Below are 14,887 nucleotides of genomic sequence, written 5' to 3'. Positions count from 1 at the left end.
GCTTTCAATTATCATTGGCTAACCCAAGAAGTCAATTGGATGGAAAAGGAGTCTTTTTCAGCAGTGCACCGCTCTTCCAATGGTTTGCAGAACGGCTTCGTGTATTGCCTCTGAAAGTGTCGGATGTGCCGCAATAAACTGCTCTAATGTATCAGCGGTCAACTCTGCATGCATCATCACCGCCGCTTGTCCAATCATTTCTGTTGCATTCGGTCCAATGATTGAAACGCCTAATATTTCTTGATATTGCGGCTCTACAATGACCTTTACGTGACCGGCTGGTTGATTTAAGATTAATGCTTTTCCATTTGCAGAAAATGCACATGTCCCTATCCGAATCTCCTCATATTGTTTTCTAGCACTCTCTTCATTTAAACCAACACTCGCGATTTCTGGAGAGGTGTAGATGCACCTCGGAATCACTTGTTCATTGACCTTTAGATGTTCACCTGATGCATGGGAAGCCGCAACCGTCCCTTCATGAAAAGCAGTATGAGCAAGCTGGACCCCACCTGTCACATCACCGCACGCATAAATATGCGGGAGATTGGTTTGCATATGTTCATTGACGTAGATTCCGTTTCTATCAAATTCAATTCCAATCTGATCAAGATTTAACTCTCCAAGTTGCGGAGTTCTGCCAATGGCCACTAAGCAAAGATCCGACTGGATGTCACAACGTTCTCCTTGATTATTCTCCACCACTACTTTTCTTGAAGAGGAATCAAGCTGTTTGACTGCGGCGGACGTCAAAATGTTTACACCCGTTTCTTCGAGCTGCTCGTGAAGACATTGTGCTGTATCACGATCTTCTTCTGGTAAAATGTGCACTGCCCGTTCAACCATGACAACCTTTGATCCCATTCTGCTAAAGATGCTCGCAAACTCACAGCCAATCACCCCGCCCCCAATGATACAAAGTGAATCTGGGATCGAAGAAAGTGACATGGCGTCCTTGCTGTGAATGATCCATTCGCCATCAAAAGGTGCAAACGGTAAAGCCGCAGGCACAGCCCCTGTTGCAATAATGATTTGTTTTGCTTGAATGATTTCAGACTTTCCTTCACTTTCTATGAATAGCTCATGTGCTGATAGAAATGAAGCCTTCCCATTTACCACGGTAATTTTGTTTTTATTCATCAAGTAACGAACACCATCAGTGAGCTGCTTGACGACAGACTGTTTCCGCTTTTGGACAGCATTCCATTGAATGATAGGCTCATGTTCTGGAAGCTCAATTCCAAAATGTCCAGCCGATTTCACATGCTCATACATATCGGCGCTTTGCAAAAGTGCTTTGGTCGGGATACAGCCGTCATTGAGGCAGGTACCTCCCAGCTGACCTTGATCAATTAACACAACCTCTCTGCCAAAACGGGCGGCTGTTATGGCCGACACATAACCTGCTGGTCCGCCTCCTATAATGACCAGTGTCATGGTACATTCACCTTCTTTCTATAAAAGAATGGATATTGGTTCTTCTAAGTGTGCTTTGACCGTTGATAAAAATGCAGAGGCAGGCGCCCCGTCCAGCACGCGGTGATCAAACGTAAGACTGAGTGGTAGGATGGTCCCTTTGCACAATTCATCCTCTCGATAAACAGGGGTGTCATACATTGTTCCGACACCAAGGATCCCCGCTTCCGGCGGATTCAAAATTGGTGTGAAATGCTCTACACCATACGCTCCAAGATTGGTGATGGTAAAGGTAGAACCTTTGATTTCGTCATGTAGAAGCTTTCCTTCACGTGCTTTTTTACCATACAATTTAATGCCCTTCGCCAGCTCTATCAGCGTTAACCGCTCCGCATGCTGAATGACCGGTACAGCCAATCCGTTATCTAACGCAGCAGCAATCCCAAGATGAACATTCTCAAAGGTTTCGACAACTCCGTTATGATATTGACTGTTCATCGCAGGATGTTCTAACAACGATAGGATCGCTGCTTTGGCTACAAAATCGGTGATGGTCAACTTTGTCTCGTAACGTGCGATGGCTGTTTCATTCAGCTGTTGTTGTAGGTTTGTCAGTTTTGTCACGTCCGCTTTCATCGTAATGGTTAATTGTGCACTTGTTTGCAGGCTTTCCATCATTCTTGAGGCAATTGTTTTCCGCATCATGTTAATAGGCTGTTGCACTGTCTCGTTTTGTTTCTTCTCTTTCCGTTCAGGAAGTGCACGAAGCACATCCTCTTTCGTAATTCTTCCACCTGGTCCTGTCCCCACTAGCGTATCAATGTCTAGATTTGCGCTATTCGCCATTTTACGGGCAACAGGGGAGATTTTTTTTCTCTCTTTCTTTGGTTTTGACTGGATTTCTTTTTCTTTCTTTCTCTCCACCTGTTCATTTCCTTCACCGATATAGCAGATGACCGTGCCAGGCGGTACACCTTCTCCCTCAGGCACTTTTATATCCAAAATGGTTCCTTCAGCAGGTGATTCGATCTCCATTTCAATTTTTTCGGAGTTGATGCTTGCAATGCTTTCTCCTTTATTTACGGTCTCACCGACCTCTTTATTCCAGACAGATACAATTCCTTCTTTCATCGACATGCCCAATTTAGGCATCACAACTTCGACAGCCATCTCCCTCTCTCCTTTCTTTAGTTCAAGATCTTGTCATGACTCTTGCCAATCATCTCTAATACGGTGTTCACAACTTTATCAGGTGTTGGCAGATATATATCTTCAAGAGGTGGTGAAAATGGCACCGGTGTATGAGGAGCCGTCACTTTTTTGATTGGTGCGTCCAGTAAATCAAATCCTTTATCTGCAATCAAAGAAGAGATATCTGCGGCAATTCCGCATCTTGGATTTGCTTCATCGACAATGACAAGTCGATTTGTTTTTTCTACTGAAGTCAGAATGGCCTCTTCATCGAGCGGCGACAAGCTTCTTGGATCAATTACTTCCGCTTCAATACCTTGAGCAGACAATTGCTCTGCCGCTTCGAGTGCTGTATACACTTGTTTGCCCACGGCAAAGATGGTTACATCAGATCCCTCTCTCTTCACATCTGCTTGACCAAGCGGCAGTGTGTAATACCTCTCCGGCACATCTCCTGTGATATTGTAAAGCGTCTTGTCTTCAAAAAAGATGACAGGGTCCTGATCCTCGATGGCTGCCAGCAGCAGCCCTTTGGCATCATATGGTGAAGAAGGCACAACTACTTTCAAACCAGGGATGCTTGTAAATAGCGCATACAAACTTTGTGAATGCTGGGCAGCTGCTCTAAAACCCGCCCCATGGGTCGTTCTAATCGTGATTGGCACCTCTGCTTTTCCGCCAAACATGTATCGAAATTTTGCGCCTTGGTTCAGCACTTGGTCCAAACAAGTACCGATAAAATCATTAAACATAAGCTCCGCAATTGGTCTTAATCCTGTTGAAGCAGCTGCCATGGCCGCACCTACATAACCGGCTTCACTAATCGGTGTGTCAAGGACACGCTCACGTCCAAATTCCTGAACGATTCCTTTCGTTACACCAAGAACACCGCCCCATGCTTCATCATCCTGTAAGTGATCTACATGAGCGCCTCCTGCAACATCTTCTCCCATTAAAATGACATCTTCGTCTCTTCTCATTGCCAGTTTAATCGCTTCATTCAAAGCACTAGACATGCTGATTTCTCTTGTCATTTCCCTCTCTCCTTTCAGATTTATTGATACGAAACATACACATCAGTTAGCAATTCAGTATGATCTGGATATTCACTTTCTTCACTGAATCTCACGGCTTCATCTATCGCTTCTGCTACAGACGCTTCAATACTTGATATTTCTTGATCTGTTAGCAGCTGCTGCTTTAATAATTCATTTTTAAAAAGAGTGATGGCATCTTTCTCTTCTTGATGTTCGGTTTTTTCTTGATTGGTTTTATAGCGCTGAGCGTCTCCTTCAAAATGACCATAATTCCGATATGTCATGCATTCAATCAATGTCGGACCTTCTCCATTTTTTGCTCGTTCTATCGCTTGTTCTGCTGCTTGATAAACGGCTGTCACATCTTTTCCATCCACTTGAATACCCGGAATACCATAACTGGCGGCTCGATCCACAATCGATTTACAGCTTGAAGCATACGAAAATGGCGTCGCTTCCCCGTAACCATTGTTTTCTGCGATGAAAATGACTGGCAGTTTCCAGATAGCGGCGAGATTGATTCCTTCGTGAAAAGTCCCTTGATTGTTAGCACCATCCCCAAAAAAGCAAACGCTTACATTGTCTTTCTTTTTATATTTAGCCGTGAGGGCTGCCCCGCACGCAAGTGGAAAGCCGCCTCCCACAATTCCGTTGGCACCGAGCATTCCTTTATCAAAATCTGCAATGTGCATAGATCCACCTTTACCTTTACAAAGACCTGTGGCTTTTCCATAGATTTCTGCCATCATTCCTTTTAGATCACAGCCCTTGGCGATACAATGACCGTGGCCACGGTGTGTACTTGTAATACTGTCTTGTTCATTCAGATGAGCGCAGACTCCTACAGCAACAGCTTCTTCACCAGCATAAAGATGGACAAAACCTGGCAAGATCCCTTTTGTAAAAAGCATGTGTACTTGATCTTCAAATTGGCGAATCTCCTGCATTTTTTGATACATCCAAACGGCTTTTTCTTTTGTAAGTGCCATTTCCATGATAAAACCTCCTATCTTTTTTGCTTGCACTTCTATACAAGCAAAAAGCGTGCCAACATCATGGCGCTTGAAAGCTTAGGATTTGAGCGATTCCCATCGATCAAAAAAGAGACAAAATGAGACTCGCGTCTCTATTTGTCTCAATATGTCTACTTCATCTCACAAAAAAAGCACCCCATAAAGGAATGCATATCACTCTGAACCGATTGTACGCTGCCATTTTAATTTTCCTTTGCAGACGCCGCACACATAACGAGAGGTATCAACTCGCCTTTTCCTGATAAAATACTGACCGCATCCTGTGCAAACATATTCTTGTCGCTTCTGTCCACGTCGTTTATTTTGTACGGTCTTTAGCGCTGTACAAAAACGCGGGGCTCCTACTTGTTTTAATAACTCTTTAAAGGAACGGTCACGATGCTGATAGCCTTTTCCCTCAAGATGCAGATGATAATGACACAGCTCATGCTTGATGATCCCGATTAATTCTTCTCGTCCATGTTCTTCTAGGTATCGGCGGTTCAATTCGATATTGTGTGTTCCAAGTAAATATCTCCCGCCTGTCGTTTTTAAACGGGGATTGAAAACAGCCTGATGGCGAAACGCCTTACCAAAGAACTGCTCTGAAATGTCTTCTGTTAACTGCTGTAACTCTCTCTCGTTCAATCAAGATCGTTCCTTTCTATAAAAACCTCGAACGGGACAATTTCCTCTTTGCATACATTGAAGGTACACCCACTGTTTTGATCAAAGGAGGAATGGGCGATGCCCAACTGGCTGAAAAATCAGATGCAGAAAGCATTTTATGAGAAAAATCATTATCAAATCAAATTGCTTAATCAATGCTGGTACTTCTATAGAAAAAAACATTCAGTCACATCAAGGCACACCCCATCCTAAGGTGCGCCTCGTTTTTTGTTTACTCTGGTTTTAGCATCGAAAGAGCCACCCGACCTTTTGCCTGGTCAACGGAGTCTACCCATACGGTCACAATATCACCGACTGATACAACGTCGAGCGGATGTTTCACAAAGCGATTGCTTAGCTTGGAAATGTGGACAAGTCCATCCTGTTTTACGCCAATATCAACGAATGCGCCGAAGTCTACGACGTTTCTCACCGTTCCTTGTAGCTCCATCCCTTGCTTCAAGTCCTCCAATTTCAACACATCTGTTTTCAAAAGAGGTTTTGGTACTTCATCGCGTGGATCACGCTCAGGTCTTGTGAGCTGATCGATGATATCCTGGAGTGTAATTGGACCAATGTCAAGCTGCTGTGCGGCTTCGTCTAGCTTGACCTCTGCGATTTTCTCTTTTAACTGCTCTGTACCAAGATCGTCTGGCGTCATGTTGATCATACGTAAGAACTGTTTTGTTTCTTTATAGCTTTCAGGGTGAATACCCGTGCGATCAAGTGGATCTTGTCCATCTGTGATGCGCAGGAAGCCGATACACTGCTCATAAGTCTTTGCACCAAGCCTTGGGATATCCTTCAGCTCTTTTCTGCTTGTGAATCTGCCAATCTCTTCGCGGCGCTTGACGATGTTCCCTGCGACGGCTTTTGAAAGACCTGACACATATTGCAGCAGTGCCTGTGAAGCTGTATTAACGTTCACACCGACTTGGTTAACAACCGTCTCTACCACAAAGGTTAACGAGCTGTTTAATTGCTTTTGACTCACATCGTGCTGGTATTGTCCTACACCGACAGATTTTGGATCTATTTTCACGAGCTCTGCTAATGGATCTTGTAATCTTCTAGCAATGGATATAGCGCTTCGTTCTTCGACTTGCAAGTCTGGAAACTCTTCTCTTGCCAGTGCAGATGCAGAGTATACACTTGCCCCTGCTTCATTCACGATCAAATATGAAACTGGCTGGTCCAGCTCTTGGATCAAGTCTGCGATGAATTGTTCGGTCTCTCTTGAGGCTGTTCCGTTTCCGATCGCAATGACTTCAATGTTGGATGATTGAATGATTTCTTTCACTTTTTGTTTGGCTTCCGCTTTTTTCTGCACAGGCGGGTGCGGATAAATGACGCCAATATGATGGACTTTTCCTGTATCATCCACGACGGCTAATTTACAGCCTGTACGAAACGCAGGGTCTACCCCAAGTACACGTTTCCCTTTCATCGGCGGTTGAAGTAGGAGCTTTCTTAAGTTTTCAGCGAAAATATGAATGGCTTGTTCCTCTGCTTTTTCTGTCAGCTCTTTTCGTATTTCCCGTTCAATTGAAGGCTGAATCAAGCGCTTGTATGCATCATCAATGGCCGCTTCAATGTAAGGCCTCGCCGTCGTTTGCTTGCCTTTTAAGACTTGTTTATCGAGGTAGAAACGAATATTTTCAGCAGGTGGTTCGATGGTTGCTTTCAAAATCCCTTCTTTCTCGCCTCGGTTGACCGCAAGTACACGATGAGGCACAATTTTTTTAATCGGCTCTTGATAGTCGTAATACATTTCATAGACGTTTTTCTCGTCGTTTTCAACGTCTTTTCCTGATGTGACAAGACTTCCCTTTTGGTACGTCTCACTGCGAATCCATTTCCGCATATCAGGATCATCCGCAAGCTGTTCAGCAATGATGTGCTGGGCGCCCTCTAGTGCTTCTTCTGCGGTTGTGACTTCTTTTTCTTCATTAATAAAAGCCGATGCTTTCTTTTTGATCTCATCGTTTGGCAGCTGCAGTAAATACTCCGCAAGCGGCTCAAGTCCTTTTGCTTTGGCTACATTGGCCTTCGTTTTTCGTTTTTGTTTAAATGGTCGATATAAATCTTCGACCTCTTGCAACTTATGCGCCTGTTCGATCTTCTGTTTTAATTCATCTGTTAATTTGTCTTGTTCAGCGATTAAGCGAATCACTTCTTCTTTTCGATTCGTCACATTTTGGATATATGTATAGCGTTCAGAAATGGTTTGAATTTGCACCTCGTCTAGTGAGCCTGTCTGCTCTTTCCGGTAGCGTGCAATAAACGGGACGGTATTGCCATCCTCTAATAGCTGGATTACACTTCCAATTTGTTTTGTTGAAAGCTTTAATTCTGTCGCAATTTGTTTCAATAAAAAGTCAGATGTCTTCATACTTTGCATCCTCTCACTGTGTCTTCTCTTTTAGTGTATCAAAAAAACCGGCAAAACAGAAAAAAGGTCAGCTATTTCATGTAAGCTGACCAAGTACATAGGTGAGATCGTCTTTCTTGTCTTGTGTGTATGTTTCAAGTTCTTTTGCGATGTCTGCAACTGAATGGCTATGCTTTAAACACATTCGCATGTTTGGCACATTCAGCCCGTCTGAATACATAATGAATGTCGAACCTTTTTCGTAGGAATAGGTGTATGTTTTGTATTTTCTAGGTTTACCTGATAGATATCCTGATGTCGGAAGTGGATAAATATAGTCGCCAGAAGGTGCATTCAAGATAAAACGAATGTTACCAACCGAACAATAGGTAAACTGCTGTTGAGAAAAATTCACCTTTAATATGGCTACAGTGGCTCCGCGTTTATTTTTCATGGCCTGATTGCATCTATCGATGAGGGTTGTCACATCCTCATGTCCATATTCTTCGACAATTTCGCTGACTAAAGAAGATGATTCATTGGCGAACTGGCCGCTGCCTAATCCGTCTGCTACAGCACAAATTAGTTCTTCATCATCTGCTTTAATAAAAAAACTGTCCCCGCAGCATGATTTTCCTTCTTTGTTCGATTGATAGATAATGGCGTTTACATGCTCATGCTGTTCGATCTGCTTCATTACCCTAGCTCCATAGACGCATCTTCTGACAATGCATCTCGTAGCTTTTTAACTGCCTTCCGCTGCAGCCTTGATACATGCATTTGAGATATGCCGAGTAAATCGCCTGTTTCTTTCTGGCTTTTATTTTGCAAATACGTGAGATTGATAATTTCTTTTTCTCTATCTGTCAGAACGTGAAGCACACTTTCAAGCATCATTTTTTGGTTTACACGTTCGTACCCTTCTTCTTGTGAGCCGACGACGTCTAAAATCGTCACAGTGCTTCCTTCAGAATCTGCCTCTACGCCTTGGTCAACAGACAGCGCTTGATAGCTTTTGCCCATCTCCATTGTTTCAAGAACTTCTTCTTCTGTTACATCTAGATATTCTGCGATTTCTTGTACTTTAGGTGACTTTTGCGTTTCCGTTGTCAGGTGATCAACTGCCATCTTGATTCTTGGTCCAAGCTCTTTAATTCGTCTTGGTACATGGACACTCCATGTTTTATCACGTAAAAAGCGTTTGATTTCCCCGATAATGGTTGGAATGGCAAATGCCTCAAATGATTTACCGACAAGTGGATCATAACGCTTAATTGCGCCAAGTAGACCAATCATTCCAACTTGTCTTAAATCCTCATGAAAGCTTTTTCCTTTGGAGTATTTCTTCGCGAGCATATCCACAAGATTTGTATAACACTCAACTAGTCTCAGCTGCGCCTGCTCGTCTTGGTTGGATTGATAGCTTTGAATGAGGCGATCCACTTCATCTTTAGTTAGTTTCATAGTTTTGGATGGTTGTGTCATGGTCAACTCGCTCCCTGTTTAAAAACTTTGTCATCGCCACGGTAACTCCGGAGTTTGCTTGCACCTCGACTTCATCCATCAATGTTTGCATTAAGTATAAACCAAGACCTCCTTCTGCCAATTGATCCACCGTATGAGCAGATGTGTACGGCCCTAGGTCTTCCTGCTTTTGCTTAAAGTCAAAGCTACCGCCTTTGTCTGCGACAATGATTTCTAGACGATCTTCGTAGACAAGAAAGCGAACAGCTACCTCTCCATCTTCACCGTCTTTTCCTTTATAGGCATGCTGAACTGCATTTGTACAAGCCTCACTGACGGCAATTTTTAAGTCTTCAATCTCTTCGTAGACATAGCCCATTCGGCTCGCTACGCCTGAAAGAGTCAGACGAATGATGCCTACATATTCTGGTTTTGCCGGTATTTTCATCTCGATTAGATCTACTGTTTCGTTCATTGTACCCCACCCTCTGACTTTGCAGAAATGTCAATGATGTCCTTTAATCCAGTAATTTCAAACAACCTTACAAGCCGCTCTGACAAGTTCTCAAGCTTTAGTGTTCCACCTGCTTTTTGAGCTGCTTTAAACAACCCAACAAATACACCTAATCCTGTACTATCCATATACGTAACATCCTTCAAACAGATCTCTAGATGCTCTCCCGCCTCGGCTTTAGGCATGAGTGTTTCTCTTAGCTGAGGAGCAGAGTACACATCGATTTCTCCACTAACACTAATTTTTGTTTTTTGATCTATTTGATGCTCTTTTACAGACATATTCATTATGCATTCACCTCGAAATTCTTGTTTCCTTGAATTTTATATACCCGTCTATGCACTTTCTAAACCTTCCTTTTGAGGACAAGTAACGTAAAATCATCATGCAGCTGAAATTCTTGCAGCTTGAGTAAGCTGTCATAGATGGAATCCACCATTTCCTGAGCTGAATAGGATAGGTTCTCAGATATCAGGGCTTTGATATCCTCACGCTCTAGGAAGCCATCCTCCGATTTGGATTCTGTGACACCATCAGAGAATAAGATCACCATATCCCCTACGTCCAAATGCTTCTCATACTGCTTATAATCAAAATCTGGTGCAATTCCAAGCACAAGACCCTTTGCATCTAAATCGTAAAACTGATTCTCTTTTTTGCAATAGAAAAAGCCCGGCTCATGTCCAGCCGATGCGTACTTAAATTCATGTGTTTCTTTATTATAGCTGCCATAAAACATGGTGATAAACATGCTTGGGTCTACGTTTTGCTCGACCACACGATTAAGGGTTTTGAGCACTTTCGTTGGGCCGCTGCCTGACTCTGGCAGGGAATCCATCGCATACTTAATCATCGACATACAGAGCGCAGCTGGAATGCCTTTCCCAATGACGTCTGCAATCGCGATATTGATTGTATCGTGATCTGTTACGAAATGGTAATAATCCCCGCTCATCTGTTTTGCCGGCACACTGATGGCTCCGATATCAAATGTGTCTCCTTCTGGAATTTTCGTTTCCAGAAGGGTTTGCTGAACATTTGCAGCAATTTCAATTTCCGACTTAATTTCTTGCTGGATGCCTCTTAGTGTTAAATGCTCCTGGTAGGCAAGTCCGTATCCAATCATGACTTCAATTAAGAAGTCTAGTGAATGAAAGACATCTTCCGGCAAATCAGGGTAAAGCTCCTGAATCACTTTTCGGTGAACACTCACTATTTCTTCAGGAGGTATTTGATGCTCAATGGTTTTACGGCTAAATTTTTGAGCTTGATAAAGCGATGTTTCAGTTAAATCACTGATATAACGACTGAGCAGCTGATGGTACCGCTGCTCCATTACCTCCTTAAAATCCATGGTTTCCCTCCTAGCGAAGCCACTTGACAGCTTGTATCTCAGTTCCTTGTTCTGGTGCGGAATCTAATTTAAATTCATCCATCAGTCTTCTGACGCCCGGCAAGCCTGCTCCGAGTCCGCCTGATGTAGAAAATCCGTCTTCCATTACTTTACGTATATCCATGATGCCAGGCCCCTCATCGGCTGCGATGACTTTGAGTCCACGCTTTCCGCGCTCCATCACTTCTTCTATACAAATCTGACCTTTACCAGCGTATAAATAGATGTTACGAGCTAATTCTGAAATGGCCGTCGTAATTCTTGCCTGGTCAACTGTTCCAAAACCAAGTTCTTTTGCAACATTCCGCCCCAATTGTCTTGCTGCGACTATGTCCCATTCCGTCAATATTTTTACACAGGATTGGTCTTTCATATCTATTCCCCCAATTCCCGCTTCAGTGTCTCAAGCCCTTGTTCAAGATCTAGTGCTGTCTGAATTTCTTCCAGTGAAATGCCAAGTTCAATAAGCGTCACAGCGACTGCCGGCTGTATTCCTGTTAATACAACTTTTGCCCCCATGAGCTTGGACATGGTGATCACATCGCCTAATACCTTTGCGATAAATGAATCAATCATATCGACGGATGTTAAGTCAATGACCACACCGTTTGCTCCTGTTTCATGAATTTTATTCAGTAAGTCTTCTTGAAAGTGAAGAGCTGTTTGATCATCCAGCTCCCACTGTATTGAAATCAGAAGACAATTATATAATTTTAAGATTGGAATCTTCGGGTGATTTCTCAATTGGTTATCCCTCCAATGAAACAATTTTTCGATTTGTCATTTCCAAAGCAGTTTGAATTCCTTTTTGAAGGGTATTCTTTGTTGTAACCTGAGATAAATCAATTCCAAGGTTAACGATCGTTTGGGCTATTTCTGGGCGAATACCAACAAGTAAACACTTCGCTCCTACTAATCTCACAGCCTCTGACGCTTGAATAATATGGTGTGCCACCATTGTGTCTACGACAGGTACACCCGTGATATCAATCAGGACGACCTGTGAGCGATGTTTGACGACACCATTAAGCAGGTTCTCCATAATTTTTTTCGCACGATCTGTATCAATTGTGCCAACAAGTGGCATGACGGTGATGTGCTCAAACACAGGGATTAGCGGGGCAGAAAGTTCCTGCAGCGCAATTTTTTGAAGGCTGACGGTTTTTTCCCATGAGATGGAATACTGGTTTAAGATCTCATTATGGATGGGTGTGATGAATCGATCGATTTGCCAGATGAGGTCATGACTTTCTTGTGTTGTATCTTTGTCATCGTTCATTTTTTCATATAAATGTGTACGGATTTCCGTTAGACCGTTTGCCAGTAACTTAAGTGATATACCCATTTGAACGATTTTCAAAGCAAAATTTTGCACTTTTTCTTCAAAATCCTCATTACCCCCCTCTGAAAGAGATGTAATGATGAGTTGAACATATTCCGAACAGATGGTTTCATACATTTTGTCGTTCAGCATCATGTCCGTTTCTTTTTCCCCGAGTCGTTTTAAAATGTCCGTCCACTCTGTTTCTAATTCCTTTTGGTGCTTTCTTGCAAAAGCTAACACGATATGATTCGACATGTTTTACCCCCTACTTACATTTAAAGCTCTTCTTTAGTCTTTCTTCATTATAACGTTAAAAAAAATTGAACACAAAAAAAGTTGCTCCCAATAGAGCAACCAAGTATCACCATATTAAAAATCAATAAGAGCCAAACTAACTTGTAAGGCTTCATCAACCTTCTCCATCATCTCATCATCAAGATGTGTGATTTTATCTGTCAATCTTTGTTTATCGATCGTACGAATCTGTTCCAAAAGAATGACAGAATCTCGTTCAAAGCCGTATCGCTTTGCATTAATTTCGACGTGAGTCGGTAATTTCGCTTTTTGTATTTGGGCTGTTATGGCTGCAACGATAGCAGTCGGGCTGAAGCGATTTCCAATGTCATTTTGAATCACCAATACTGGGCGAACCCCGCCCTGCTCGGAGCCAACAACAGGAGATAAATCAGCAAAGTAAACATCACCGCGTTTAACAATCAAATGTTTAACCCCCGCTGACTAATCGCTCAACTGTATTCTCAGCCTCAAATTCTGCGTATTGTGCCTCTGAAGAGATATTCAGATTAATTTTCGCCATCTCCATGTAGCCGCGTCTCATCGATTCACGATTTTGTCGAATATTACGTTCACGAATATACGTTTTTGTCGCTCGGTAGATCAATTCATTTCTTGTTACCTTATCCTGCTCTGCTACTCGTTCGATCTCAGACATTAAAGCCTCCGGCAGTCGAATCTTCATTTCGTTTGTTGCGCTGGATTCAGACAAAAAACATACACCTCCACAAAACTTACGGATACCGTTTCGATCCATTCCAAGACTAATCATACCATTATTCAATGCACAAGCAAAGCTGTTTTTTCATGATTTCTTATTAGAACATGAAGCGGCTCGCCACCCGTAAATCAAGATGATAATGGAGTTCCTCTTTCCCATTATACGCTTTTTTCCGAAAATCATACGGTATTTCCAAAATCTCTAAAAAAGGGAGAATGTTTACCCTATTTTTGTCGAATAAAAAAGAACGAAGTCAGTTTGACTATCGTTCTTTTTGAATGTTGTTTATTAAAAACTTGACCCGCCTTGAAGGAGTGGATTCCGCACTTGCACTCTTTTGCCGTCTTCTATATATACTCTTGGAACACGGTGGCCAATCGAGCACGTGACTTCATAGTTAATGGTTTCAAGTCTTTTAGCGATTTCATCGACTGGTACCATGTCTTCTCCTTGCTTACCAATTAAAACGACCGGTTCCCCTACTGGAAGCTTGTCTTTCAGTTCAACCATGAATTGATCCATACAAACCCTTCCGGCGATCTTCCGGCGCTTTCCGCCAACAAGTACTTCCGTTCCTGCCAGCTTCCGGATCCATCCATCTGCATAGCCAACTGGAACCGTGCCGATCCACGTATCTTGATTGGCTGTATACGTTGCTCCGTAGCTGACACTCTCACCCTTTTGAATGTGCTTCACATGGGCAAGTTTTGTATGAAGAGACATAGCTTCTTCGAGCTTGAAAGGCAGTTCATCCTTGATTTCTTCCGACGGCGACAGCCCGTACATACTGATGCCAAAACGAACCATATTAAATAAAGTGTCTTTAAACCTTAGACCTGCTGCACTGTTGGCGCAATGAATGAGCAGTTTGTCCGTATGAAGCGGCTCAAGCAGTGTTTGAAAGGTGTCGACCTGCCGATCAAAGTAGGCCTCATCCTTTTCATCTGCTGTCGCAAAGTGAGTAAATACGCCTTCCAGCTGTAAATAAGAGTGCTCGCTGACAAGCTTTTTCACTTCGTTCACTTGCTCAATCGTTTTCACACCTAATCGGTTCATTCCGCTGTCTATTTTCAAATGAAATCGTATAGGCTGTCCCATCTGCCCTTTCATCATGTTGGTGACGTCTCTCAGCCAATCGATGGAGTATGCAGTCATGATGACATTGTATCGAACGGCGACTTTGACATATTCAGCAGGTACAGCGCCGAGTACCAGTATTGGTGCTTTGATGCCTTTATTTCTTAAAGAAATGGCCTCATCTAAAAAGGCGACGGCTAATACGTCTGCTCCTGCTTTGAGAGCAGCTCTTGTCACTTCTATATCTCCATGTCCATATGCATTGGCTTTCACCACAGCCATTAGTTGAACATTTTGACCGATATGATCTTTCATATGTGAAACATTATGCTTGATTGCTGATAAATTAATTTCTGCCCATGTGTCTCTATAAAAGGCGTTTGTGTCCATCCGTCACACATCC

General features: G+C 42.9%; 18 protein-coding genes. 1 reads left to right on the top strand and 17 read right to left on the bottom strand.

The window, feature by feature from the left end; genetic code table 11:
* Positions 1 to 57: 57 nt before the first annotated feature.
* From lpdA to NSQ64_RS03260, 5 genes are all read right to left on the bottom strand, one after another.
* Positions 58 to 1,437, bottom strand: a complete 1,380-nt coding sequence (gene lpdA / locus NSQ64_RS03280; protein WP_341015043.1) for a dihydrolipoyl dehydrogenase — start codon at positions 1,435 to 1,437, stop codon at positions 58 to 60.
* Positions 1,438 to 1,455: 18 nt separating this feature from the next.
* Positions 1,456 to 2,586 carry a dihydrolipoamide acetyltransferase family protein gene (locus NSQ64_RS03275; RefSeq protein ID WP_341015040.1) on the bottom strand — a complete coding sequence of 377 codons (1,131 nt, stop codon included), beginning with the start codon at positions 2,584 to 2,586 and terminating at the stop codon, positions 1,456 to 1,458.
* 17 nt (positions 2,587 to 2,603) lie between these two features.
* Positions 2,604 to 3,641 (bottom strand): alpha-ketoacid dehydrogenase subunit beta, encoded by a 1,038-nt coding sequence (locus tag NSQ64_RS03270; protein ID WP_098680548.1) that lies wholly within the window; start codon positions 3,639 to 3,641, stop codon positions 2,604 to 2,606.
* 20 nt (positions 3,642 to 3,661) lie between these two features.
* A complete protein-coding gene (locus NSQ64_RS03265; RefSeq protein ID WP_340940212.1) occupies positions 3,662 to 4,639 on the bottom strand; it encodes a thiamine pyrophosphate-dependent dehydrogenase E1 component subunit alpha in 978 nt (325 codons plus the stop codon).
* 192 nt (positions 4,640 to 4,831) lie between these two features.
* Positions 4,832 to 5,305 (bottom strand): SprT family protein, encoded by a 474-nt coding sequence (locus NSQ64_RS03260; protein ID WP_035704229.1) that lies wholly within the window; start codon positions 5,303 to 5,305, stop codon positions 4,832 to 4,834.
* Positions 5,306 to 5,404: 99 nt separating this feature from the next.
* On the opposite strand from NSQ64_RS03260, the gene cmpA reads away from it, so the two are divergent.
* Positions 5,405 to 5,539 (top strand): cortex morphogenetic protein CmpA, encoded by a 135-nt coding sequence (cmpA, locus tag NSQ64_RS03255; protein ID WP_008346893.1) that lies wholly within the window; start codon positions 5,405 to 5,407, stop codon positions 5,537 to 5,539.
* A gap of 19 nt (positions 5,540 to 5,558) precedes the next feature.
* On the opposite strand, the gene NSQ64_RS03250 is transcribed toward cmpA, so the two are convergent.
* The 12 genes from NSQ64_RS03250 to alr all read right to left on the bottom strand — a co-directional run bounded on the left by NSQ64_RS03250 (position 5,559) and on the right by alr (position 14,874).
* Positions 5,559 to 7,718 (bottom strand): Tex family protein, encoded by a 2,160-nt coding sequence (locus NSQ64_RS03250; protein WP_146271939.1) that lies wholly within the window; start codon positions 7,716 to 7,718, stop codon positions 5,559 to 5,561.
* A gap of 76 nt (positions 7,719 to 7,794) precedes the next feature.
* Positions 7,795 to 8,394, bottom strand: a complete 600-nt coding sequence (locus NSQ64_RS03245; RefSeq protein WP_017358391.1) for a PP2C family serine/threonine-protein phosphatase — start codon at positions 8,392 to 8,394, stop codon at positions 7,795 to 7,797.
* The gene (sigB, locus tag NSQ64_RS03240; protein ID WP_341015035.1) at positions 8,394 to 9,182 is read right to left on the bottom strand and encodes an RNA polymerase sigma factor SigB; all 789 of its coding nucleotides are present in this window, start codon (positions 9,180 to 9,182) and stop codon (positions 8,394 to 8,396) included. The genes NSQ64_RS03245 and sigB overlap by 1 nt, the downstream gene beginning before the upstream one ends.
* Positions 9,148 to 9,636 carry an anti-sigma B factor RsbW gene (rsbW, locus tag NSQ64_RS03235; protein WP_108611672.1) on the bottom strand — a complete coding sequence of 163 codons (489 nt, stop codon included), beginning with the start codon at positions 9,634 to 9,636 and terminating at the stop codon, positions 9,148 to 9,150. The genes sigB and rsbW overlap by 35 nt, the downstream gene beginning before the upstream one ends.
* Complete coding sequence (locus NSQ64_RS03230) at positions 9,633 to 9,962, bottom strand: anti-sigma factor antagonist (protein ID WP_017358393.1); 330 nt, start codon at positions 9,960 to 9,962, stop codon at positions 9,633 to 9,635. The genes rsbW and NSQ64_RS03230 overlap by 4 nt, the downstream gene beginning before the upstream one ends.
* A 59-nt stretch (positions 9,963 to 10,021) precedes the next feature.
* Positions 10,022 to 11,029, bottom strand: a complete 1,008-nt coding sequence (locus NSQ64_RS03225) for a PP2C family protein-serine/threonine phosphatase (RefSeq protein WP_017358394.1) — start codon at positions 11,027 to 11,029, stop codon at positions 10,022 to 10,024.
* Between the two features lie 10 nt (positions 11,030 to 11,039).
* Positions 11,040 to 11,441, bottom strand: coding sequence for an anti-sigma regulatory factor (locus NSQ64_RS03220; RefSeq protein WP_003214085.1), 402 nt, complete (start codon positions 11,439 to 11,441; stop codon positions 11,040 to 11,042).
* Between the two features lie 2 nt (positions 11,442 to 11,443).
* Entirely contained in the window at positions 11,444 to 11,812 is a 369-nt protein-coding gene (gene rsbS, locus NSQ64_RS03215; protein WP_003214235.1) for an RsbT antagonist protein RsbS, read from the bottom strand.
* Between the two features lie 4 nt (positions 11,813 to 11,816).
* On the bottom strand, positions 11,817 to 12,647 hold the full coding sequence (locus tag NSQ64_RS03210; protein ID WP_024719204.1) for an RsbT co-antagonist protein RsbRA: 831 nt from the start codon (positions 12,645 to 12,647) through the stop codon (positions 11,817 to 11,819).
* 114 nt (positions 12,648 to 12,761) lie between these two features.
* Positions 12,762 to 13,112, bottom strand: coding sequence for a type II toxin-antitoxin system endoribonuclease NdoA (gene ndoA / locus NSQ64_RS03205; RefSeq protein ID WP_003214169.1), 351 nt, complete (start codon positions 13,110 to 13,112; stop codon positions 12,762 to 12,764).
* 4 nt (positions 13,113 to 13,116) lie between these two features.
* On the bottom strand, positions 13,117 to 13,398 hold the full coding sequence (locus NSQ64_RS03200) for a hypothetical protein (RefSeq protein ID WP_003214273.1): 282 nt from the start codon (positions 13,396 to 13,398) through the stop codon (positions 13,117 to 13,119).
* Between the two features lie 297 nt (positions 13,399 to 13,695).
* Complete coding sequence (gene alr, locus NSQ64_RS03195; RefSeq protein WP_341015031.1) at positions 13,696 to 14,874, bottom strand: alanine racemase; 1,179 nt, start codon at positions 14,872 to 14,874, stop codon at positions 13,696 to 13,698.
* Positions 14,875 to 14,887 lie beyond the last annotated feature (13 nt).

The organism is Bacillus sp. FSL W8-0183 (assembly GCF_038006825.1).
Lineage (GTDB): Bacteria > Bacillota > Bacilli > Bacillales > Bacillaceae > Bacillus > Bacillus altitudinis.
Note: the sequence above shows the minus strand (reverse complement) of the source record. Positions and strands in the feature narration are given on the sequence as shown.

Bases quoted from the DNA above. Each gene is read 5' to 3' on its own strand.
- NSQ64_RS03270 (WP_098680548.1), bottom strand. From the start codon at position 3,641: ATGACAAGAGAAATCAGCATGTCTAGTGCTTTGAATGAAGCGATTAAA.
- NSQ64_RS03265 (WP_340940212.1), bottom strand. From the start codon at position 4,639: ATGGAAATGGCACTTACAAAAGAAAAAGCCGTTTGGATGTATCAAAAA.
- NSQ64_RS03275 (WP_341015040.1), bottom strand. From the start codon at position 2,586: ATGGCTGTCGAAGTTGTGATGCCTAAATTGGGCATGTCGATGAAAGAA.
- NSQ64_RS03220 (WP_003214085.1), bottom strand. From the start codon at position 11,441: ATGAAAGACCAATCCTGTGTAAAAATATTGACGGAATGGGACATAGTC.
- NSQ64_RS03230 (WP_017358393.1), bottom strand. From the start codon at position 9,962: ATGAATATGTCTGTAAAAGAGCATCAAATAGATCAAAAAACAAAAATT.
- NSQ64_RS03225 (WP_017358394.1), bottom strand. From the start codon at position 11,029: ATGGATTTTAAGGAGGTAATGGAGCAGCGGTACCATCAGCTGCTCAGT.
- alr (WP_341015031.1), bottom strand. From the start codon at position 14,874: ATGGACACAAACGCCTTTTATAGAGACACATGGGCAGAAATTAATTTA.
- cmpA (WP_008346893.1), top strand. From the start codon at position 5,405: ATGCCCAACTGGCTGAAAAATCAGATGCAGAAAGCATTTTATGAGAAA.
- NSQ64_RS03210 (WP_024719204.1), bottom strand. From the start codon at position 12,647: ATGTCGAATCATATCGTGTTAGCTTTTGCAAGAAAGCACCAAAAGGAA.
- sigB (WP_341015035.1), bottom strand. From the start codon at position 9,182: ATGACACAACCATCCAAAACTATGAAACTAACTAAAGATGAAGTGGAT.
- NSQ64_RS03250 (WP_146271939.1), bottom strand. From the start codon at position 7,718: ATGAAGACATCTGACTTTTTATTGAAACAAATTGCGACAGAATTAAAG.
- lpdA (WP_341015043.1), bottom strand. From the start codon at position 1,437: ATGACACTGGTCATTATAGGAGGCGGACCAGCAGGTTATGTGTCGGCC.
- NSQ64_RS03245 (WP_017358391.1), bottom strand. From the start codon at position 8,394: ATGAAGCAGATCGAACAGCATGAGCATGTAAACGCCATTATCTATCAA.
- rsbW (WP_108611672.1), bottom strand. From the start codon at position 9,636: ATGAACGAAACAGTAGATCTAATCGAGATGAAAATACCGGCAAAACCA.